Raw genomic sequence first — 22,701 nt, forward strand, 5'->3', positions numbered from 1 at the left:
AAACCTATATCTATTTCAAAAGAATATCTTGTATAATAAAAAATAAATTAAAAATAATTAGATGCCTTTTAAAAGAAAGAATATACTAATAATGAAAATGATTTCACAATACTGTAAGCTTTAAATAAAAAAGTTGAAAAATAATAATAAAATAGTGTAAAAACAATAAAATAAACATATCAATAAATTTAGAAATTTCTGAATTAAATAAGTATAATATAGTAAAAGAAAAAAGAAAAAAGAAAAAAGAAAAAAGAAAAAAGAAAAAAGATAAAAGAAAAAAGAAAAAAGATAAAAGAAAAAAGAAAAAAGAAAAAAGATAAAAGATAAAAGATAAAAATATATTTATTAAAGTATTGAAAGATGGCAAAATATCAATAATAAATTACCATCTTTAATATTATATTAGTCCAACAGATAATCAACTATGTCTACTATTTCTTTATTTTTTTTGTAAACCCTTTGAACTCTCCTGTCTATTCTACACATAATTTCATAATCTATGGTATCACAGTCTCTTGCAATATCTTCAACTGTTACAAGATCTTCTCCAAAAATTAACACATCGTCATCTATATTTACATCCATTTCCATGGGCACTCTTACCATACACTGATCCATACAGACTCTACCAACGACTTGACATTTTTCACCATGTATATAGACATAAGGATTTCTTCTAGCTCTTAAAAATCCATCAGCATAGCCCACAGCCACTGTGACAATCTTTTCTAGTACCGTTGTGAAATATATTCGCCCATAACTTATAGAAGTACCCGCCTGAAGTATTTTAACATTGGATACCTTAGCTTTAAAGCTCATAGCAGGTTTTAGTTTGACAGAATGTGATACCTCACTCGAAGGATATATACCATATTGAATGATGCCCACTCTCACCATGTTGTACCTTTCTTCAGTATCTAATATTTCGGCACTATTAGAACAATGTATATATCTGGGTTTTATATTGTTTTTTTCTAAGGCATAAATCATTTCAGAAAATCTATGCATCTGTAAATTTTCAAATTCTTTATTTTTTGCATCCGCTGTTGCGAAATGAGTATAAATTCCTTCTATTTCAATAAATTCTAAATTGCTTATCTTTTTTATTTCATCTGTAATTTCATCTATCCTATCATCTAAGACCACATATCCAAGCCTTGACATACCAGTGTCCAACTTTATATGAACTTTTGCCTTCTTATTCAATCTCTTTCCAACTTCATTTATTTTTTCAGCAAATTCATATCTAAAAATAGTCATAGATATATCATTATTTATACTAGCTTCAATAGAAGAAAGGTTGCTATATCCCAAATTGAGAATAGGAAGTTTTATATTGTTTTTTCTAAGCTCTAATCCCTCCCTAGTTCTTGCTATTGCCAAGAAGTCTGCACCTAAGTTTTCATATAGTCTGGCTAATTTTACAGCACCATGCCCATAGGCATTTGATTTCAATACCATACACATGTTTGTTTTATCTGGTAGTTTACTTTTTAAACCCTTAAAATTATACTCTATAGCATCTAGATCTATTTCTAACCAATTGGAATCATTTATATAATCCATCATAAAAATACCTCCGAATATTATATGTTAGAAATAATTATAACATAATTTAGCATAAATATTTATAAAATATAAAAAATTCTGTAATTTAAATAAAAATATGTAAAAAACAAAAACAGATTGATAAAACTAAGTTAAATAAAGAATATTAATGATTAAATAGATTTAAATAATAAAGTTAAAAATGAAAAATAACTTTTTTGATAAAAAACATATCGTTTTATTGAAGAGATATAGCAGAGAGTATTTTAATTATAAAACATGAAAAATAAAAATAATTGTTATAGATAAGATTTACTTTAATAGTGGATAAAAAGAATGTATAATATTAGTTAGAATAACAAAAGAAATAGATTAATAATTTAATAGGAGAGGTATCAATGGAAAATTTAAGTTCTTATAAAAGAGGCATAATGAAGAGTCTAATAAATTCGGCGAGAGAAATTATGCAAGAGGAAGGGTTGGATAGTATTACGATAAGAAAGGTCGGCGAACGAGCTAGGCTAAACAGTGCAACAATATATAATTACTTTGAAAACCTAGAACATTTAAAAATCTTTGCATGCTTATTTGTATTTGACGAATATATTGATGACATACAACATTATATAAAAGAGGACGATAATATAGTAGAAAATTATTTTGCTATATGGGAATGTTTCGTAAAGCATACTATTATGGATGTCGAAGTATATTATAATATATTTTTCAATAAATTGGAAAGAGAGATATCTGAATATGTAGAAGAATACTATTTATTGTTTCCTTTTAAAAATAAAGATTACGGTGAATATATAGATAAAATGTTAAAAAATTCATCTGTAGAAAAAAGAAATATAATTCTATTGGAAGAAATTTCTAATAGAGGTCATTTGAAAAGGGAAGATATAGAGTGGATCAATGATTTATCAGTGTATACATATGAATCAATATTGTTCAGAGTCTATAAATCTAGCATGGGAAAAGACGAAGGTGCAGAAAAAATGAAAGAATATGCACATAAAATTTTGGAAAGCAATATGATTAAGTAAAATATAGTAAGTGAAAATATATAGCTAAGAAATATTAAGTAATTAAGAAAATTAAAGGATACACAAATATAGTACCGTTAAGAAAATGGTAAATAAAAATATGAAAATCATATTGATGTATTTTAATAGTATAAAATATAAATTGAGCTTGTATAAATCTATTTAAATAGGTAATTAAAACTATGACTATGTTTTTAATATAAAAGTAGATATGACTGTATTTTTAAAAATATTATAAAATCGTAAAAATTTTACAAATAAAAATCACCCATTTTTAATGGGTGATTTTTATCTATTTTGAAAAAGTATCTTTTACAATACCTGCAACTGCCGCTGTAGTTGCAAATCCTGATTTGACCTTTTCTTTTGCTGTTATTACATCAGCAGCTACATCGACAGCCACATCTGATACATCCTTAGCATTATCTACAACGGAATCAACATTATCGAGTATTCCTGGGAGTTTGGCTATTGTTAAACCAACATTTGTAGAATTTTGTGTAATTATTGTATCTATATTTGTCATCAATGCAGATAATCTCTTTAATAAAACTATCAAAAATACTAGCGCTACACATCCAAGTACTGCAAGGATAAATAGTACTACTTGTATATTAATCGTAACACTCATTTATTTACCCCTTACTTTTACTTAGATTTGATGTCGTCCTTTATACCTTTAGCAGTATCTTTTACATCTGATTTTATTATATCGACATCTTCTTTTAAATCATCTTTTGTTACCTTTAAATCATCCTTTAAATCTTCTGAGTGATTAGTAACATCATCAAAACAATCTTCAATAGAAACATCTACTTCATTTTTCTTTTCATCGAAGTAATCTTTTATTTTGGCTTTAGATTCACCAAACTTATCCTTTGTGTTTTGAATAGAGTCATTTGTTTTGTTAGCGATATCTTTTGACTTGTCACTAATAGCTTGACCAGTGTCTGTGATACCATCTACAATATCTTCTCTTGTTTCCTTTCCTGACTTTGGTGCTAGCAATATACCACCAATAGCTCCTAAAGCAGCTCCTACTACACCGACTTTAGCTAATTCGCCGGCTTTCTTTTTCTTTCTTGCCTTTTCAGCTTCTTTTCTTTTTTTTCTTATTACATTTGTTAGTACCATAATTACACCTCCAATTATAATATCTAGTTAATATTATATTATATTCAAAATCAAAGAATGTCAATGAATTGTCGGATAATAATATGAATTCAAACATCTTTTAATTTAATATTTCAAAAATTTAGAAAAATAATTTTGAAATTTCTAAAAAAATAGTTAAAATTATGCAACTATTTATGTAAAAAAAAGAGCTTTTGAAGAGAAATGAAGTTGCAATAGTAACAAATTGTAATTTTTGAGTTATTAAATAAATGTTGAAAAATCAATATATACATCGTTTTACCGAATAAAAACAAATAAAAAAAGGTTGCTTTTTTGTCATCTTTATATTAAACTATGAAAGTGTCGAAGGTAAAAATTACAAATTGTAACTAATTTGAACTTTGGATTAAAAAATAAAAGACGTGAAAAATTAAAATAAAAGAATTAAAAAGGAGAGAGATTATGAAAAAAATATTTTCGATAGCAGCAGCAGTATTGATGACCTCATCAGTATTTTTATCTGCATCAACACTAAATATAAAGGCTGATTCAACAGAAGGTGTAAAGTTTTCATCTGAAATGGGATGGAAAAAAGTAGGTAATAACTACAATTACATTAATTCTTCAGGCAATAAAGCTGTGGGATGGAATAGATTAAATGGACTTTGGTACTATTTCAACCAAAATGGAGATATGGTAAGAGGCGTTCAAACTATATCAAATAAAACTTATTTATTCAATGAAAATGGAAGTTTGAATAAGGAAATAAAATCAGATAAGCAAAGTAGTAACAATTCAAATGAAAATAATCAGTCAAATAGTAATGTTTCAACGGAAGTAATAAAAGAACCAGCTAAGAAGGATCCTAATATGGTATATGACAAGAGTGGAAATCCACTAGGAACTGGTAAAAAATATGTATCTAATGCAAGTGCCTATACTGGGGACACAACAACAGCGTCTGGACAGAGACCTAGATGGGGAACAATAGCAGTTGACCCTAAGGTAATACCATTGGGATCAAAGGTATATGTGCCTTATTTTGATAAAGTATTTATAGCCAATGATACTGGAGGAATAATAAGAGGAACGATGATAGATATATTTATGAAATCCGCTAGTAATATGAACAATTTTGGTAGAAGAAATATAGATATATACGTATTAAATCAGTAATTAATAATGTTTGTAAAATGAAATTCTATGCTTGAAAGAAAATACGAGTCTAGATAGTATAAAAGATTGTATTTAGTTTTGCTGTGTTTTTAAGATTAGAAAAAAATAGTAAAAACACTGTATAACACGATAAAAGTAAGAGAGAATATAATTTTGAGAGAATTAAAAAGTATAGGGAAACATTGTAAAAAAATAAAAACAATAAATACGGCAAATAAGCATGGAGTGGAAATGTATATAATTTGCAAATAAAAAAAGAGGGATCCCCTCTTTTTTTATTTGATTTTTGTATTGTTAAAATCGAATTGATAATATTTGGCTCAAGTGAAATAATAAAAAAACATTAAAAGTTAATGTATTCTGCATAGATCTTGTATGATTTAAAAATCATAAAAAATAATGCTAATTATTATTTAATACACCAATACGTTTAAGTGATTTATCAAAAAAAACCCTATTATAAGACATCTTTTGCATTGCTAACTATGTATAATATTATGGCATTGTGAGATGATGAGTTTTTGATCTTATACCTAAGCTTAGGTGCAAGTCTCATAGTATCTCCCTTTTTTAATATTACCGAATCACCGCTATCACTATAAACAGCCAACGAACCCTTTTCAACCAAGATGATTTCCTCACATTCATTTGCACCAAATGGATAGTATGGTGTTTCAGCATGTGGTCTAATAATAATTCTTATTAGATCATCGCTAACCTTGCTTGACTTAATGGTTAGCAGTTGGAATTCGAGATTATCTTTCGTAGAGTCGCATAAGACCGGTTGGTCTGCAACTCTTTTTACAAGATTGTCTAGCTTGACAGCATCTTCAAATAGAGTAGATATAGATAGATTCATTGTCTCAGCAATCGCATTTAATACGCTAAGACTAGGGTTCCCCATACCACGCTCCAGTTGACTTAGGAGTGCTGTACTGACACCAGAAAGCTGTGAAAATTCTTTAATAGTCATATTATTATTCTTTCTATAATTTGTCAGCCTAGTTCCTATTTGTTCGACGTTCATAAAAATCCTCCTTATGTTAAGAGATTAATTGAAAAACCCAACTATATTATATCATTTTTAAAGGAAAAAAAATAGTTGCAAAGTGAAAAAAAGTTAATAAATCTAACGTTTTTTAGTTATTTAAAATGATTTGTCTAAAGTTTCCATCTGTGATAAAATAAAATGATGGTGTGAAAAGTTGAAATAAATTACTATATATTTCTTATTTTATCCTGCAGTAAGGATTTAGTAAGCATTTGTGTTTATAATACAACAAATATCAATATGGCATGCTAATAAATTACAAGTTCAAAATGTGGTTGCATCTATTTTGATGTTAAGTGATGTTTCCAAATCGGATATGTTGCAGGTGATACAGCTGTGGCAGTTTGTCACGCTTATTCATAAGAAGTTTTGTATATTTTGAATGTACAACTACTTATTATTGCTTAGGGAATTACTGTTTTTTAGTTTTATATTTTGTAAATAAAAAGGATAAAAAATATTATTTATAAAATATGCAATTACAAATATATTAGATGTGTTAATTCGCACAGAAGGGACAGTATATGATTGGATATATTAAAGGAACTGTTGAAGAGATAGGGCCTGACTACGTAATATTAGAAAATAATGGTATAGGATATAGACTAAATGCCTCTTCAAATACTATTTCACATATGATTCTAGGAGAAGAAACTAAAATCTACTCTAAAATGATAGTTAGGGAAGATGATATTAGTTTGTGTGGGTTTTATTCAAAAGATGAAGAAGAAATGTTTAAATTGTTAACATCAGTATCAAAAATAGGGACTAAAGTAGGGATGTCCATACTTTCATTTGCAACTGTAGGGGATTTAGCTAGACATATATTGACCGCAGATATAGCTGCTTTATCAAAAGCTCCAGGAGTAGGTAAAAAAACTGCACAGAGAATAGTCTTGGAACTAAAAGATAAGGTTAAAAAGATTTCTTTGGACGAATCCATAGAAGAAGTAATAGAAGGTGAGGTTGCTGTTTCCAGCAATGAGTCTGATGAGGCAATAGAAGGCTTGATTCAGCTTGGATACTCAAATACAGAAGCAAAAGAAGCAGTGTCTTTTGTAAGTCAACCTGGAATGAAAGTGGAAGATATTATCAAGAAAGCACTTGAGTATATAATGAAAACTGCTATGAAATTCTAGTGAGTATGTAAAATGCTTGTTGATATGAGTTAATTTGTGTTCCATTTAGAATTGTTTGATTAAGGAGGACAAAATGGTTGATGAAGAACGTATAATCACTTCTAGTATTAAAGAAGAAGATTTTGACATAGAAAATAGTTTAAGACCAAAATCATTAGATGAATATTTGGGTCAAGAAAAATCAAAAGAGCAATTAAAAATTTTCATTGAAGCAGCAAGGAATAGAAATGAATCTCTAGATCATGTGCTGCTTTATGGACCCCCAGGACTTGGGAAAACAACATTAGCAGGTATTATAGCCAATGAGATGGGAGTAAACCTTAGAATTACTTCTGGACCTGCTATAGAGCGTGCGGGAGATTTAGCTGCTATATTGACGAATCTTCAAGAAGGTGATGTTCTATTTATAGATGAAATCCACAGAATAAATAGAAATGTTGAGGAAGTTTTATATCCAGCAATGGAAGATGGTTGTTTGGACATTATTATAGGTAAGGGACCATCTGCTAGAAGTATAAGGCTAGACCTTCCAGAATTTACTTTGATAGGAGCAACTACCAGAGCGGGAATGCTAACCAATCCTTTAAGAGATAGGTTTGGAGTTATTTGTAAATTGGATTATTATAAAGAGGAAGAGTTGGCAGAAATAGTGAGAAGATCATCAACCATACTTGATGCAGGTATAATGGATGATGGAGCTATTCAAATTGCCAAAAGATCTAGGGGAACTCCAAGAATCGCAAATAGATTATTAAAAAGAGTAAGAGATTTTGCTCAAGTAAAGGCTGAGGGAACAATTACTGATCAAGTTGCGCAAGATGCACTTGAACTCATAGGTGTCGATAGCTTAGGTCTTGACTTTATAGATAAAAAATTACTTTTGACAATTATAGAAAAATTTAGAGGAGGTCCTGTTGGATTAGATACACTGGCGGCCTCTATAGGAGAAGATAGAAATACTATAGAAGATGTATATGAACCGTATCTATTACAGTTGGGATTTTTAAACAGAGCTCCACGAGGAAGAATTGCTATGCCGAGAGCCTATGAACATCTGGGTATAGTATATGATGCAGATAATAAATAAAAAGGAAAGAGGAAGTTTGATGAAGACAAGTGATTTTAATTACGACCTACCAGAGGAACTGATTGCACAAGTTCCAATTGCTGATAGATCAAGTTCGAAGTTGATGGTAGTAGATAAAGAAAATGGAGAGATAGAGCATAAAATCTTTAAGGATATTATAGATTATCTTGAAGAAGGAGATTGTCTAGTACTAAATGATACTAGAGTTATTCCTGCAAGATTAATAGGCTCTAAAGTGGAAACTGGAGGAAAAATAGAATTTTTACTTCTTAAAAGAAATGAAGATGATACTTGGGAAACATTAGTAAAGCCAGGTAGAAAAGCAAAGATAGGCTCTAGATTTACTTTTGGGGATGACAAATTGATAGCACAAGTAATAGGAATGGGAGACGATGGTTCTAGAATAGTAAAATTTGAATATGATGGCATATTTGAAGAAATACTAGATGAGCTGGGAAATATGCCGTTGCCACCATATATTACAGAAAAGCTTGAAGATAGAGAAAGATATCAAACAGTATATTCAAAACACAGTGGATCTGCTGCAGCGCCAACTGCAGGACTTCATTTCACAGAAGAACTATTAGAAGAAATAAGAAAAAAAGGTGTTGATGAAGCATTTGTAACTCTTCATGTTGGTCTTGGAACGTTTAGGCCAGTAAAAGTTGATGATGTTTTGGAACATAAAATGCATTCAGAATACTTTATAGTAAATCAGGAAGCAGCAGATAAGATAAATAAGGCAAAGAAAAATGGTAAAAAAGTAATATGCGTAGGAACTACCAGTTGTAGAACTATAGAATCCGCAAGTGACGAAGATGGTACTTTAAGGGCTAAAAGTGGTTGGACAGAAATATTTATATATCCTGGATATAAATTTAAGATTATGGATAATTTGATAACAAATTTCCATCTTCCAGAATCTACTTTAATAATGTTAGTTAGCGCTTTATCTACAAAAGGAAATATATTAAATGCATATGAAGAAGCAGTTAAAGAAAAGTATAGATTTTTCAGCTTTGGAGATGCTATGTTTTTAAAATAAAATATAGATTTTAAAGAGAAGAAAGGAAATGATATGTACGCAGTTAGATATGAATTAATTAAAACCTGCAAACAAACAGGTGCTAGATTGGGCAGATTACATACTCCACATGGTGTTATAGACACACCTATATTTATGCCAGTAGGTACACAGGCTACTGTAAAGTCTCTTACGCCAGAAGACTTAAAAGAAATTGAGGCTCAGATAATACTTAGCAATACTTACCATCTATACCTTAGACCAGGTCATGAGATTGTTAAAAAAGCTGGTGGACTTCATAAATTTATGAACTGGGACAGACCGATACTTACAGATAGTGGAGGGTTTCAGGTATTTAGTCTTGGACCACTTAGAAAAATTACTGAAGAGGGTGTTGAGTTTAGATCTCATATAGACGGTTCAAAGCATATGTTATCACCTGAAAAAGCTGTTGAAATTCAAAATGCACTTGGATCAGATATAATGATGGCATTTGATGAATGTGCTCCGTATCCAGCGGATAGAGAGTATGTGAAAAATTCCCTTGAAAGGACTACTAGATGGCTGCAAAGATGTAAGGATGCTCACAAAAATACTGAAAATCAGGCTCTATTTGGCATAGTGCAAGGTGGAATGTACAAAGATCTAAGAGAACAGTCAGCAAAAGAAATCACAGCTATAGATTTGCCTGGATATGCGATTGGCGGTCTGAGTGTTGGAGAACCAAAAGATCTTATGTATGAAGTATTAGACTATACTGTTCCACTACTTCCAGAAGATAAACCAAGATATTTAATGGGTGTAGGAACTCCAGATATATTGATAGATGGAGCCATAAGAGGAATAGATATGTTTGATTGTGTTTTACCTACTAGAATAGCTAGAAATGGGACAGCAATGACTAGTCAAGGAAAGGTTGTAGTAAGGAATGCAGCCTATGCTGAAGATTTTACTACGCTAGATCCTGAATGTGATTGTTATGCCTGTAAAAATTACACAAAAGCATATATAAGACATCTAATAAAAACAAATGAAATCCTAGGAGCTAGACTTCTTTCTATACATAACTTAAGATTTTTACTAAAATTAATGGAAGATGTAAGACAAGCAATAATGGAAGATAGACTTATGGATTTTAGAAATGAATTTTTCGAAAAATATTACGGAAAATAGTAATGGCAATATAGTGACCAAATAAGTAAAAATATCACAAAGACTGCTTTAGAAATACATATTGTTTTTCTGAAATAGCCATTTATAAAAAATGAGCTTCACTTTTTTAAAAATGATGTGGTAAATAAACGTTTTTTGGTTTATAATGTTTGTTATAAGATTAAATAGGTATTCAAGGAGGATTAAAATGCAACAGAAACAATTAATAATGAGTATAGCTTTATGGGTAGCAGTGTTTGCTGTATTCTATTTCATACTTATAAGACCACAGAAGAAGAAAGATCAAAAGCTTAGAGAGATGAGAAATGCAATAGATAAGGGAGATACAGTAGTAACAATTGGTGGAATAATAGCCAAGGTTGCTAAGGTTGAAGAAGACAAGGTAGTATTAGACTTAGGTCCTAGTAGAACTAAAGTTCCATTTGAAAAGTGGGCTATAGGAAGAGTTGTAGAAAAAGCTGCTAAGGATGAAGAAGCAATAGAAGTAGAAGACAAGATAGAACAGTAGTAGGACAAAATACTGTTAATTATTCTATATATGTGATATAATGTAATGTACAAATATATTATGTATGGGGGTATTTAAGATGGAAAAGAAGCATATAAGAACTCTTTCAAAGGCTACTTTAAAGGAAAGCGCAGCAAAGGGTGGATGTGGTGAATGTCAAACTTCTTGCCAGTCTGCTTGCAAGACTTCTTGTACAGTTGCGAACCAAGAGTGCGAAAGATAGTATTCTAAAGAAACAGCCCTTAGGGCTGTTTCTTTTTTTTGACAATTTTATAGTCTTAAAAATAATAATCAATAGTAAAAAGTCAATATAGATATATAAATGCAATCTTATGAATCAAAAATATTTAAAAAAAATCATAGTATAAGCGTATAACAAAAACATATAAGTTTTTTACTGAATATAAGTATTCTTTAAGCTATAGATGTTATAATATAAAAAGGTAGGTTGTAAATTAACGTAGTAAGACGAGGAGGTAACTATGAAAATAAAAAAGAAATTATTATCGGCAGTTCTGGCCATAACTTTAGTTGCTAGTTTTTCAATTAGCGCAAATGCAATTGGATATGAATCTATTCAACAGATAAAGGGAAAAGATAGATATGCAACTGCAAGTGGTATAGCAGGACAAATGGGATCTTATGATTCCGTAATACTAGTAAATGCAGATGGAAATATGTTGGCAGATGGTTTGAGCGCAAGTGGATTAGCTGGTGCAATTAAGGCTCCAATTCTATTAGTTCATAAGGATAGTATCCCAAATGAAACGCAGTTAAGAATTGATATAGCAAAAAATGTCTACATAATCGGATCTGAAAACTCTATTAGTGCGAATCTTGAACATAAGCTAAGAGATGAAAACATGGGTGGATTTAATGTTAAAAGAATCGGTGGAAAAAATAGATTTGAAACAAGTAGTAATGTGGCTAGGGAAATTATGAGTGTAAAGGGATCTATTGGAAAAGTATTTGTAGCTAATGGATATGGCGGAGAAGCAGATGCTATGAGTATATCTGCAGTAGCAGCTAGAGATGGAGAACCAATTATACTTACAAATGGAAAAACATTAGATAATGCTAGTGCAAATATAGTTGAAAAAACTAAAAATATATATGCGATAGGTGGACGTAACAATATAACTCCAGGTCTTGTAAGTTCTTTAGGAGCAAACAGAATAAGTGGAGAGAATAGATATTTTACAAATGTAGCTGTAATTAACGAATTTTATAAGGAACCACCAACAAGATATTACTTAAGTGATGGATATAAGCTAGTAGATGCATTGACTGGTGGGCCTCTAGCTGGAAGAAATATTAGCCCTATTGTACTAGTAGGACCTAATAATAATAAGGATGTACTTAACGGAGCGAAAGAGTTGGTATCTCTGGGTGGTATACCAGAGTCTGTACTAAGAAAATGTGCAGCGGCAACTAATTAATTATTAAAAAATCACTATGAAAAATATTAGAAGGAATAAAAAAAACAAACTTCATTTTGGAGAAGCAAGCCTTCTTTTAGAAAAAACATCAGTTAATAGAAAAGAAAATAAAACACCATTAGATACGATAAGTTTTTCTTCTGATAACAGAAGAGATAGTAGAAAAAAGAAAGATTTTAATAAATCAGATTCTACTAGAAGCTCCAGTAATAGGACTTCTAGTAGAAGACGTGGTGGAAAGCATAAAGTCAATAAGAAAAGAAAAAGCTTATATCATAAGAAGAGGGAAAGTAGTGAGTTGAAATTTGCATTTATATATCCCTTGTTGGTTCTTATAATAATTGAGTCTATATCTAGAAGAGGAATACTTGAGTCTTTTCAGTTTTTAAAAGAGTATCCAATTCAATTTATTGCAAACTATCTACTACTATTTATAATTTTTTCCTTTACAATATTTTTTAGAAGAAAGAAATTTGTGAGGTTCTTAGTATCGTTTGTTTTAATAGCGTTGGCTTTTACAAGTGGGATATTGATGGTATTAAGAGGTATGCCATTATTTCCTTATGACGTATTTTCAATCAAAGAAGCAGTAAAAATATCGAGTATATTTTTGAGCTTAAGACTTGAGGTAATAATAGGCCTAGTGGTAATATCATTTATATCCTTATTGATTTTTCTATTTATGAGAGAAGGTAAAAAAGAAAGATTTATAGGTAAAAAAAATGTAATAGCTCTTTTGATAGCTATAGCCATATATATTATAGCTATTCCGCAGTTAAGTGCTGCCAAAATCATGTCCCCAATGGCCTGGAACCCTAATGCATCTTTTGAAAAAAATGGGTTTACATATTCATTTCTTAGAGAAACGATATTTGCAATTAGGAAAAAGCCAGAGGGTTATAATGAGAAAAAAATGAAAGAGTTGAGAAGTGAACTTGATAAAAAAGCAAGCGAAGACGATAGAGTAAAGCTGACTGATAACAAAAAACCAAACATTATTTTTGTGCAATTAGAGGCATTTATGGATCCAACTAGATTAGCTGGTACAAAATTTAATAAAGATCCTATGCCGAATATGAGAAAGTTGATGGAAAATTATACATCAGGATTGATGGATGTTCCTGTTACAGGTGGTGGTACAGCACGTACTGAATATGAAGTTTTATCTGGATCGAGCTTTGATTATTTAAATCCAGGTGAAATTCCTTACCAGACATTTCTATCTGAAAAGCCATCTCTATCAATGGCAACAAACTTAAAAAACAATGGTTATAAAACTGTTGCTATACATAACTACTATCAAAAGTTTTATAATAGAAATAAAGGCTTAGAAAATCTAGGATTTCAAAAGTTTGTTCCGTTAGACGTAATGACAAATGTTGAATATACTCCTATGTACTGGCCTAAAGACCATATACTAGCAAAATATATAGAGGAGCAACTCGAAAGTAGAAATAATATGGTGAAGAAAAATGCAAGTCAAAATGATGAGACAAAAGCAAGCTTAGTATTTACAGTATCAACACAAGGACATAGTAAATACCCGACAAAAGAATTGAAGGGAAAAAATCCTATAAAATTAGTTGATTCAAAGCTGCCAGAGTCAGATCAAAATCAAATCACATATTATGCAAATCAAGTTAAAGAAATGGATGACTTTGTTGGAGAATTGATTGAAGACACAAATAAGAGTAAAGAACCTACTGTATTGGTGTTTTACGGAGACCATCTTCCAGCATTAAACACTATAACAAAAGGTGAATCAGGTGTTAATAAGTTTAAATCGTTATTTACAATTGTAAATAACTTTGGACCTAAGAAAATAGATGTTCCAAAAGATTTTCAGGCATATCAACTTTCAACTATGGTATTAGACATTGCAGGACAGCCATATGGACCAATGAATTTGGTTCATGCTTATATGAAAGATGATAAAGACTATCAGGAAAAACTTCATTTGATAGAATATGATATTTTATTTGGCAAAAAATACTTTTTAAAAGACAGTGAAATTCCAAAAAAATCTCATATGGAAGTAGCTAGTAATGAATTAAAGTTAGAAAAAGTAGAACAAAGAAATGGTGATTTTTTCGTATTGGGTCAAGGTTTTAATCGAAATACTGCCGTATATATAGACGGTAAAAAGGTAGAATCCGATTACTATGATGATAAAACCCTAAAACTATATGATAATTTCTATAGTGGTGAAAAAGAAGTATCGTTAGAATTATTAGACAACAATGATAATAAGATACAAGAAACCAATAAAATAAAATTTAAATTTTAAAATAAGGGACTTTCTGGAATAAAAATAACTTTATTTCTAGGGAGTCCTTTTTTAAACATGTTGTGAAAAACGTTTTCCATACCTGTGTATTGCAAGAAGTTTATAATATGTTACGTTTATGTTATACTTAATATAATTAGCTATACAACATATATCTTTTGGAGTATAATGTTATGGTGTTCTGGAGAATTGATCGATCAAACCGTGAACAAATCAAATTTATATTGAATATATTTCCAAATAGGTATAGTATATTCATGTTAGCGCAGACACAAAGTGTCTGTGCTAAATTATAAACAGATAAATAATATATTAAACATGCTTCCTTACGCATGTGGTGTAGAAATTTGGAGGGGAAAATGGATAAAACAAAAAAGGTGTATACGTCATTTTTGTATAGGTTAAAGCCTGCGCAGATGATGGTGCTAGGATTTGGTTCGGTAATTCTTCTAGGAGCGTTACTTTTGATGACGCCACTAGCTACAAATTCTGGTAATAGTACTAGTTTTATTGATTGTCTGTTTACAGCGACATCAGCAGTATGTGTTACTGGATTGATAGTTGTAGATACAAGCATACACTGGAGTATTTTTGGTAAAGTAGTAATCATACTTTTGATACAAATAGGTGGTTTGGGATTTATGGCAATAAGTGCCAGTATAGCAATTATCTTCGGTAAAAAAATTAATTTAAGACAGAGAATTTTGATTAAAGAAGCACTGAATCAAAATCACCTGTCTGGTTCTGTAAGACTCATAATGACTGTAATTAAATTTACATTTATTATTGAAGCTATTGGAGCATTACTTTTATCAACAGTATTTGTACCTCAATTTGGTTGGGTGAAAGGTATTGGATTTAGTATATTTCATGCTATATCAGGATTTTGTAATGCAGGGTTTGACTTGATGGGCCAAACTACGGGAGCATTTACATCAATAACGAGTTATTATAATAATCCAGTTGTGGTATTTACTATATCAGCACTAATTATACTAGGTGGTATAGGATTTGGTGTAATGGTGTGTGTAGTAAGTAAGAGAAAGTTTAGAGATTATGACTTGAGTTCAAAATTAGCCATTATTACTACTATAATATTATTATTAGCTGGTACAGCTTTAATTTTCTTTGGTGAATATACAAATAAGGGAACTTTAGCTAATTTGAGTACTTGGGATAAGTTCCAGGTATCATTTTTCCAGTCAGTTACGACTAGAACAGCAGGTTATACTACTATAGACTTTACACAGTTAAGAGAAGCAACCTTATTTATTATGATAATACTTATGTTTATTGGTGCGTCACCAGCCTCAACAGGTGGTGGTATAAAAACAACAACTGTAGCTGTAATTGTAATGGCTGTAAAATCTTTTATAAAAGATAAAAATGAAATTACTGTGCTTAAAAAGAGTATCAATAAATACACTTTTAGAAAAGCTTTGGGCGTGTTTGTTATAGCAGTAGTGACCGTCGTAACGTGTACCTACTTATTAACTGTTACTCAAGGAGGTAAGTTTAACTTATTGGCAAGTGCATTTGAAGTTGCATCTGCTTTTGCAACAGTTGGTTTATCACTAGCAGGTTCATACAATCTTAATTTATTTGGAAAACTTTTGATTGTATTTTTAATGTTTGCAGGACGTGTAGGATCACTAACAGTATTTACAATATTCCTACATGAACCAGAACCAGATAATGTTAGATATCCTGAGGGCAAGGTATTAGTAGGATAATAAGAGTTTTTGATTTTTTAATTTATGTTTTAATATATTGAATAAGATTATATATATTCGGGAGGATTTTATGAAACAGTATATAGTAATAGGAGCGGGAAGATTTGGGACTTCTCTAGCAACTTCACTTGTAGAAGCAGGTCAAGAAGTAATGGTTATAGATGATGATGAAAAGGTGGTTCAGCAACTGTCTGAAATTATGGATAATGTAGCAATAGTAAACGCTACAGATGAATCAGCACTTAGAAATATAGGACTAAGAAACTTTGATGTTGCTATTGTTTGTATAGGTACAGACTTGAGAGCTTCTATTATGGCAACTCTTTTAGCTAAAGACCTTGGTGTTCCATATGTTATAAGTAAGGCAACAGATAAACTTCAGGCTGACGTTTTAAGAAAAATAGGAGCAGATAGAGTGGTATTCCCTGAACATGACATGGGAGTAAAACTATCTAAAGCTTTAACTTTTGATAATTTAGTTGACTACATGCAGCTAGATGATACACATTCAATCTTTGAATTAACAGTTCCCCTAGCTTGGGTTGGTAGCAGCCTTAAAGAATTGAGCGTAAGGAAGAAGTATGCAATAAATGTAGTAGGTATAAAAAGAGGAGATAAATTTGAGGTTCCAGCAAATCCAAATAAAGTATTTGAAGAAAATGATATAATTGTAATAGCTGGAAATTCAAAACTTATAGAAGGTATAGCTTTGAAAGTATCTTCAGGTAAGTGGTAAAATAAAATAATTAAGGAAATAAAATATGATTTTTATAAAAAGCAAAGACAACGATAGATATAAGATAGCAAAATCTCTTTTAAAAGGAAAGTATAGAAATAAAGAAAAAAAATATCTGGCTGAAGGACTTAGAACGGTAGAGTTGGCACTTCAGTATGGAGCAAATATAGATTGTATATTTATAAATGAGCATTTTGCAGAAGAAGAATCAAATAAAAAAATATTGGATAGTCTTGACATAGAAAATACTTGTTTTATTTTATCAAATGATTTATTTGGCAAAATATCCAGCACAGAAAATACGCAGGGTATTGTGGCTATAATTAATATGAATGAGATAGCAATTGATGATTTTGATATAGAAAAACACAAGAAAGTAATTGTATTAGATAGAGTTCAAGATCCAGGTAATCTAGGTACTATTATAAGAACTGCTGATGCAGCTGGTTTTGATATAATAATTATGACTAAGGGATGCGTAGATGTTTACAATCCAAAAGTTGTAAGATCAGCTATGGGATCTATGTTTTATATGGATATAATATCTGCACAGCAGGAAGATATCTTAGAAATATTAAAAGAAAATGAAGTTGATATTGTATCTAGTTATTTAAACACGGATAATTACTTCAATAAAATAAATTATTCCGATAAGACAGCTTTAGTAGTTGGGAATGAAGCCAACGGTATATCAGACTTTTGGATAGATAATTCTGATGTGCTTGTCAAAATTCCTATGATAGGTAAGGCAGAGTCTTTAAATGTAGCAGTATCAGCAGCTTTGCTAATGTATCAAATTAATTTTTAAAGATTAAAAATAATGTTTTTTAAGAAATAGCTATAAAAAATCATTGCAAAATTTAAAAACATTTGATACAATACATACAAGGTTGATATATTAAATATAACAATTTAATTATCATAAATGAAAATAATAATAAACTAAATGCTTTGAAAGAGAAAAGTACTTTTGTATTACAACTCAGAGAATAGCTGTTTGCTGAAAAGCTATTTGTAATACTTTTGGAAGTTCGCTCTGGAGCAGCTTTTCTGAAATAATAGTAAGTAAAGACGTGATGTGCGTTAAACTTTTGAGTGGTCTATAGAAATTTTATAGACTATTAGGGTGGTACCGCGATTTCAGACCTTTCGTCCCTATGGATGAAAGGTCTTTTTTTATTACTTAAATTAAAAGAATTCTCAGAAAAAAGGAATCATATAAAATTATTAAAAGAGTTCTTACATTAAAATTTAGAAAGGAAGAAAATTATGCAAGAGAAATTAAAAGAGTTGAGAAAATTAGCAGAAGATAGAATTAAATCTGCTGAAACTATGGAAGATGTAGAAAAATTAAGAGTAGACCTACTTGGAAAAAAGGGTGATTTAACTAAAATCCTAAAGGGAATGGGAAAATTGTCAGCCGAGGAAAGACCAGTAATGGGTAAGCTTGGAAATGAAGTAAGAGAGATGATTACAGATTCTGTAAATGAAAAGAAAGAAACAATAAAATCTTCTATGTTGGATAAAAGATTGGAACTTGAAAAGATAGATGTGACTATGCCTGGAGAAAAATATGAAATAGGCAAAAAGCATATAATAAGCAAGATGATAGATGAAGTAACTGAGATATTTATGGGAATGGGATTCTCTATAGCTGAAGGTCCAGAAATAGAGACGGTAACAAACAACTTTGATGCTTTAAATGCACCAAAGAACCATCCTTCAAGAGATATGTCTGATACATTTTATATTACAGAAGATATACTTCTTAGAACTCAAACATCTCCAGTTCAGGTAAGAACTATGAGAGAAGTTGCAAAAAACAATGAACTTCCTCTTAAAATAATAGTTCCAGGAAGATGTTTTAGAAGTGATAGCCCAGACGCTACACATTCACCTATGTTTCATCAGATTGAAGTACTTGTAGTTGGTGAAAATATTACATTTACAGAGTTTAAGGGAACTATGGAGACTTTCGTTCATAAGCTATATGGTGCAAATACTAAAACTAAGTTTAGACCTCACAACTTCCCATTCACGGAACCAAGTGCTGAGATAGATGTCACTTGTTTCAAGTGCGGAGGTAAGGGTTGCCCAGTATGTAAGGGCGAAGGATGGATAGAAATACTAGGAGCTGGTATGGTTCATCCAAATGTACTTAAAAACTGTGGAATAGATCCAGAAGTTTACAGTGGATTTGCAGTAGGTATGGGTGTTGAAAGACTTGCAATGTTAAAGTATGGAATAGATGATATAAGACTTATGTTTGAAAATGATATAAGATTTTTGGATGAATTCTAAGTAGGGAGGTATTATTGATGTTAGTTTCATTAAAATGGTTAAGAGAGTACGTAGATATAGATATAGACGCACAAGCATTCGGAGACAAAATGACTATGACTGGTACAAAGACTGAAACAGTTGAATTCTTAGGTGAGAATGTATCAAAGGTAGTTGTAGCAAAAATCATAGAAATAAAAGCCCATCCAGATGCTGATAAATTGGTAGTAACACAGGTAGATGTAGGAGAAAAAAATCCTATACAAATAGTGACAGGTGCAAAAAATATAAGAGTTGGAGACTATATTCCTTTGGCATTAGATGGTGCCAAACTTCCTGGTGGAGTAGAAATATACAATGGTGTGCTTAGAGGAATAGAGTCAAACGGAATGATGTGTTCTTCAAAAGAATTAGGAATAGACGAAAAATACATTGAAGAATATAAAAGAGATGGTATATTTATATTGGATATGGAAAAAGAATACACTCCAGGTCAAGATATTAGAGAAGTATTGGGTCTAAATGATGCTATTATAGATTTTGAGCTTACTTCAAATAGACCAGACTGTAGATGTATGATAGGTATAGCAAGAGAAGCGGCAGTTACTCTAGATAAAGATGTAAAGTATCCAAAGATTGACGTAAAGGAAGAGTCAGACATTCAAAATGATGTCAGTATAAGTATTGAAAATCCTGAACTTTGTCAAAGATACATGGCTAGAAGAATAACAGATGTAAAAATTGAAAAATCTCCTTACTGGATGCAAAGAAGATTGATCGAGTCAGGTGTTAGACCTATAAATAATATTGTGGATATTACAAATTATGTGATGTTAGAGCTTGGTCAACCAATGCATGCATTTGATATGAGAGAGATAGAAAACAATACAATAGTTGTTAAAAATGCAAAAGATGGAGATACTTTTATAACTCTTGATGAACAAGAGAGAAAATTGGATTCTACAATGCTTATGATCACAAATGGCGAAAAAAATCTTAGCATAGCTGGTATTATGGGCGGAGAAGAGTCTGGAGTAAAGGGTGACACTAAGGAAATAATGTTAGAAACTGCATCTTTTGATTCTGAAAATATAAGAAGAACGTCTAAAACACTTGGACTTAGAAGTGAATCGTCTTCAAGATTTGAAAAGGGGATTGCCATAGCTACTGCTGAAATAGCAATGGAAAGAGCTGCTCAATTGATTGAAATGTTGGGAGCTGGAAAAGTCATGAATGGTGTAGTAGATGTCAATCCAGTTAAGCAAGAAAAACAAATTTTGACAGTTAGCCCTAGAAAAATAAACAAGAGAATAGGTATAGATATAGAAATGGATAGATTCTGTAAAATATTAGAGGATCTAGAATTTAAGTGTAATTTAATTAGTGAAGATGAACTAGTATTAGAGATTCCAAGCTTTAGATTAGATATACAACAAGAAGCAGATATATTTGAAGAAATAGCAAGAATATATGGATTTGAAAATATACCTTCAGTTCAATTAAAAGGAAACACTACAGCTGGAATAAAAAGTGATAAGCAAAAGTATATAGATAAAATAAAAGATACTGCTATAGCATGTGGTCTATACGAAACTCTAACTTATTCATTTGTTAGCCCTAAAGGTCTAGATAAGATAAGAGTTCCAAAGGATTCTAAACTAAGAGACGTAGTAAAATTGATTAATCCTTTAGGTGAAGATACATCTATAATGAGAACTACAATGATACCAAATATGTTAGACGTAATATATACAAATACATCTCGTAAGGTAGAAAAAGTATCGATATTTGAGTGTGGACATGTTTTCACACCAGAAGATATGGCAGGAGTAGAAGAAACTCGTATATGTATAGGTCTTTGTGGCGATGATGCAGACTTCTTTAAACTAAAAGGCATAGTAGAAAAAATCTTTGATAGAAGCGGTTTGCTAGAACACGAGTATATTGCAGACTCAAATAATACATCATTCCATCCAGGTAGATGTGCAAATATAGTAGCAAATGGCGTACATTTGGCTACAATAGGAGAAATACATCCACTAGTTCAAGAAAATTATGGAATATCAAAGAGAATTTATATGGCAGAAATTAATTTGGATGAGGCATATAAACTTTCAGATTCTACAATAGTATTTAAGCCACTACCAAAATATCCATCTATCACAAGAGATATAGCACTATTAGTAGATGATAGCGTTGAGGTAGCACAAATTGAATCTATTATTAAAAATAATGGAGAAGGTTTGGTAGATGCTTGCGAGCTATTTGATGTATATAAGGGAGATCAAATTGAAGATGGCTACAAGTCTATTGCCTATTCTATAGTGTATAGAAGCTTGGATAGAACTTTAACTGACTCCGATATAGCAAGTGTACATGATAATATATTAAAGGAATTAGAAGAAAAGTTAGATGCAAAACTAAGAGAACAATAAAATTTTTATAAATAAACAAGTTTTAAAATCTATTATTTTAAATAAAATTATTTATAAGTGAAATATAATATAAGGAGTTGCTGACATATTGGAATATAAGGATGTCAGCAACTTTTTGATTTAATAAAATATAGAATTATAAATCTCTTTATGATATAATAGAATTGATAATTACAACGAGGTGAATACGAATGAAAAAAGTTAGTGTGACAATTGATGGTGTGGAATATCAGATAGTAGGAGACAGAGAAGAGGCGGAAATTGTCAAAGTAGCTAAGTATATTGACAATAAGCTAAGTAAGGTAAGAGAATCGGCTCCAAAATTAAATAAGGTTGACGCAACAATATTGACTTCGGTAAATATTGTAGACCAACTATTTGAGGGTCAAAAGAAAATTGATGAGTTACAAACTAGAATAGATTCCTTAAAAGATGGATATCATTCTACAACAGAAGATGTAGAAAAAGAATTTGATTCTGTGCTTGCAAAATTGGCAGATGCAGAAAAAAATGCGAAGGATCTGGAAAGAAAGATTAAAGAATTAGAAAATGCAATAGAAAAGAAAGATAAAGAAAATGAAACACTTAAAAAATCTAAAGACCAAGCAAAAACAAAAGTATCTAAAGAGTCTGATGAAGAATCAGAAAAAAAGATAAAGTCTTTGGAGATGAAAGTGAAAGATATGGAAAAGAAGGTAGCTGTAGCTGAAAGTATGGCAACTGAATTTCAAAATAAGGCATATAATCTTCAGCTAAACTATGAAGAATTAAAAAATGAGAAAAACAATGAAAAATAAGTTTGAAAAAGGAGGACTACAGTACAAATATTTGTAGTCCTCTTTGAAATTTTATATAATTTATTAAAAGCAAAAGCAAAAGCAAAAGCAAAAGCAAAAGCAAAAGCAAAAGCAAAAGCA

Annotated in this window: 20 protein-coding genes and 1 other annotated feature; of the genes, 16 read left to right on the top strand and 4 right to left on the bottom strand. The window is 30.6% G+C overall.

Features of this window, described 5'->3' with window-relative positions; translation table 11 throughout:
* Positions 1-405: 405 nt before the first annotated feature.
* Positions 406-1,572, bottom strand: coding sequence for an alanine racemase (gene alr / locus RR561_RS02290; protein ID WP_332505803.1), 1,167 nt, complete (start codon positions 1,570-1,572; stop codon positions 406-408).
* Positions 1,573-1,949: 377 nt separating this feature from the next.
* On the opposite strand from alr, the gene RR561_RS02295 reads away from it, so the two are divergent.
* Positions 1,950-2,600 carry a TetR/AcrR family transcriptional regulator gene (locus RR561_RS02295; protein WP_332505804.1) on the top strand — a complete coding sequence of 217 codons (651 nt, stop codon included), beginning with the start codon at positions 1,950-1,952 and terminating at the stop codon, positions 2,598-2,600.
* 292 nt (positions 2,601-2,892) lie between these two features.
* Here RR561_RS02295 and RR561_RS02300 read toward each other — a convergent pair whose 3' ends face one another.
* Both RR561_RS02300 and RR561_RS02305 read right to left on the bottom strand, forming a co-directional pair.
* Positions 2,893-3,231, bottom strand: coding sequence for a hypothetical protein (locus tag RR561_RS02300; protein ID WP_332505805.1), 339 nt, complete (start codon positions 3,229-3,231; stop codon positions 2,893-2,895).
* A 17-nt stretch (positions 3,232-3,248) separates the two neighbouring features.
* Positions 3,249-3,734: a YtxH domain-containing protein gene (locus tag RR561_RS02305; protein WP_332505806.1), complete on the bottom strand. Its 486-nt coding sequence runs from the start codon at positions 3,732-3,734 to the stop codon at positions 3,249-3,251.
* A 444-nt stretch (positions 3,735-4,178) separates the two neighbouring features.
* On the opposite strand from RR561_RS02305, the gene RR561_RS02310 reads away from it, so the two are divergent.
* Positions 4,179-4,892 carry a 3D domain-containing protein gene (locus RR561_RS02310; RefSeq protein WP_332505807.1) on the top strand — a complete coding sequence of 238 codons (714 nt, stop codon included), beginning with the start codon at positions 4,179-4,181 and terminating at the stop codon, positions 4,890-4,892.
* Between the two features lie 457 nt (positions 4,893-5,349).
* Here RR561_RS02310 and RR561_RS02315 read toward each other — a convergent pair whose 3' ends face one another.
* The gene (locus tag RR561_RS02315) at positions 5,350-5,919 is read right to left on the bottom strand and encodes an XRE family transcriptional regulator (RefSeq protein ID WP_332505808.1); all 570 of its coding nucleotides are present in this window, start codon (positions 5,917-5,919) and stop codon (positions 5,350-5,352) included.
* A gap of 548 nt (positions 5,920-6,467) precedes the next feature.
* On the opposite strand from RR561_RS02315, the gene ruvA reads away from it, so the two are divergent.
* The 14 genes from ruvA (at position 6,468) to zapA (ending at position 22,581) form a co-directional block, all read left to right on the top strand.
* A complete protein-coding gene (gene ruvA, locus RR561_RS02320) occupies positions 6,468-7,082 on the top strand; it encodes a Holliday junction branch migration protein RuvA (RefSeq protein WP_332505809.1) in 615 nt (204 codons plus the stop codon).
* A 73-nt stretch (positions 7,083-7,155) separates the two neighbouring features.
* The gene (gene ruvB / locus RR561_RS02325) at positions 7,156-8,169 is read left to right on the top strand and encodes a Holliday junction branch migration DNA helicase RuvB (RefSeq protein ID WP_332505810.1); all 1,014 of its coding nucleotides are present in this window, start codon (positions 7,156-7,158) and stop codon (positions 8,167-8,169) included.
* A 19-nt stretch (positions 8,170-8,188) separates the two neighbouring features.
* Complete coding sequence (gene queA, locus RR561_RS02330; protein WP_334309578.1) at positions 8,189-9,214, top strand: tRNA preQ1(34) S-adenosylmethionine ribosyltransferase-isomerase QueA; 1,026 nt, start codon at positions 8,189-8,191, stop codon at positions 9,212-9,214.
* Between the two features lie 33 nt (positions 9,215-9,247).
* A complete protein-coding gene (tgt, locus tag RR561_RS02335) occupies positions 9,248-10,366 on the top strand; it encodes a tRNA guanosine(34) transglycosylase Tgt (RefSeq protein WP_332505812.1) in 1,119 nt (372 codons plus the stop codon).
* A 187-nt stretch (positions 10,367-10,553) separates the two neighbouring features.
* The gene (gene yajC, locus RR561_RS02340; RefSeq protein ID WP_332505813.1) at positions 10,554-10,874 is read left to right on the top strand and encodes a preprotein translocase subunit YajC; all 321 of its coding nucleotides are present in this window, start codon (positions 10,554-10,556) and stop codon (positions 10,872-10,874) included.
* 79 nt (positions 10,875-10,953) lie between these two features.
* On the top strand, positions 10,954-11,097 hold the full coding sequence (gene scfA / locus RR561_RS02345; protein ID WP_106776293.1) for a six-cysteine ranthipeptide SCIFF: 144 nt from the start codon (positions 10,954-10,956) through the stop codon (positions 11,095-11,097).
* A 259-nt stretch (positions 11,098-11,356) separates the two neighbouring features.
* Positions 11,357-12,313, top strand: coding sequence for a cell wall-binding repeat-containing protein (locus RR561_RS02350; RefSeq protein WP_332505814.1), 957 nt, complete (start codon positions 11,357-11,359; stop codon positions 12,311-12,313).
* A gap of 16 nt (positions 12,314-12,329) precedes the next feature.
* Entirely contained in the window at positions 12,330-14,600 is a 2,271-nt protein-coding gene (locus RR561_RS02355; RefSeq protein WP_332505815.1) for an LTA synthase family protein, read from the top strand.
* Positions 14,601-14,959: 359 nt separating this feature from the next.
* A complete protein-coding gene (locus tag RR561_RS02360; protein ID WP_332505816.1) occupies positions 14,960-16,333 on the top strand; it encodes a TrkH family potassium uptake protein in 1,374 nt (457 codons plus the stop codon).
* Positions 16,334-16,403: 70 nt separating this feature from the next.
* The gene (locus RR561_RS02365) at positions 16,404-17,069 is read left to right on the top strand and encodes a potassium channel family protein (RefSeq protein WP_332505817.1); all 666 of its coding nucleotides are present in this window, start codon (positions 16,404-16,406) and stop codon (positions 17,067-17,069) included.
* A gap of 25 nt (positions 17,070-17,094) precedes the next feature.
* Complete coding sequence (locus RR561_RS02370; protein ID WP_332505818.1) at positions 17,095-17,877, top strand: TrmH family RNA methyltransferase; 783 nt, start codon at positions 17,095-17,097, stop codon at positions 17,875-17,877.
* A 134-nt stretch (positions 17,878-18,011) separates the two neighbouring features.
* Positions 18,012-18,229 (top strand) — a binding site (T-box leader).
* A gap of 109 nt (positions 18,230-18,338) precedes the next feature.
* The gene (gene pheS / locus RR561_RS02375; protein ID WP_332505819.1) at positions 18,339-19,370 is read left to right on the top strand and encodes a phenylalanine--tRNA ligase subunit alpha; all 1,032 of its coding nucleotides are present in this window, start codon (positions 18,339-18,341) and stop codon (positions 19,368-19,370) included.
* A 17-nt stretch (positions 19,371-19,387) separates the two neighbouring features.
* Positions 19,388-21,784 carry a phenylalanine--tRNA ligase subunit beta gene (gene pheT, locus RR561_RS02380; protein ID WP_332505820.1) on the top strand — a complete coding sequence of 799 codons (2,397 nt, stop codon included), beginning with the start codon at positions 19,388-19,390 and terminating at the stop codon, positions 21,782-21,784.
* Positions 21,785-21,975: 191 nt separating this feature from the next.
* Positions 21,976-22,581 (top strand): cell division protein ZapA, encoded by a 606-nt coding sequence (zapA, locus tag RR561_RS02385; protein ID WP_332505821.1) that lies wholly within the window; start codon positions 21,976-21,978, stop codon positions 22,579-22,581.
* The last annotated feature ends 120 nt before the right edge of the window (positions 22,582-22,701 follow it).

This window comes from Peptostreptococcus sp. (assembly GCF_036639115.1).
GTDB lineage: Bacteria > Bacillota > Clostridia > Peptostreptococcales > Peptostreptococcaceae > Peptostreptococcus.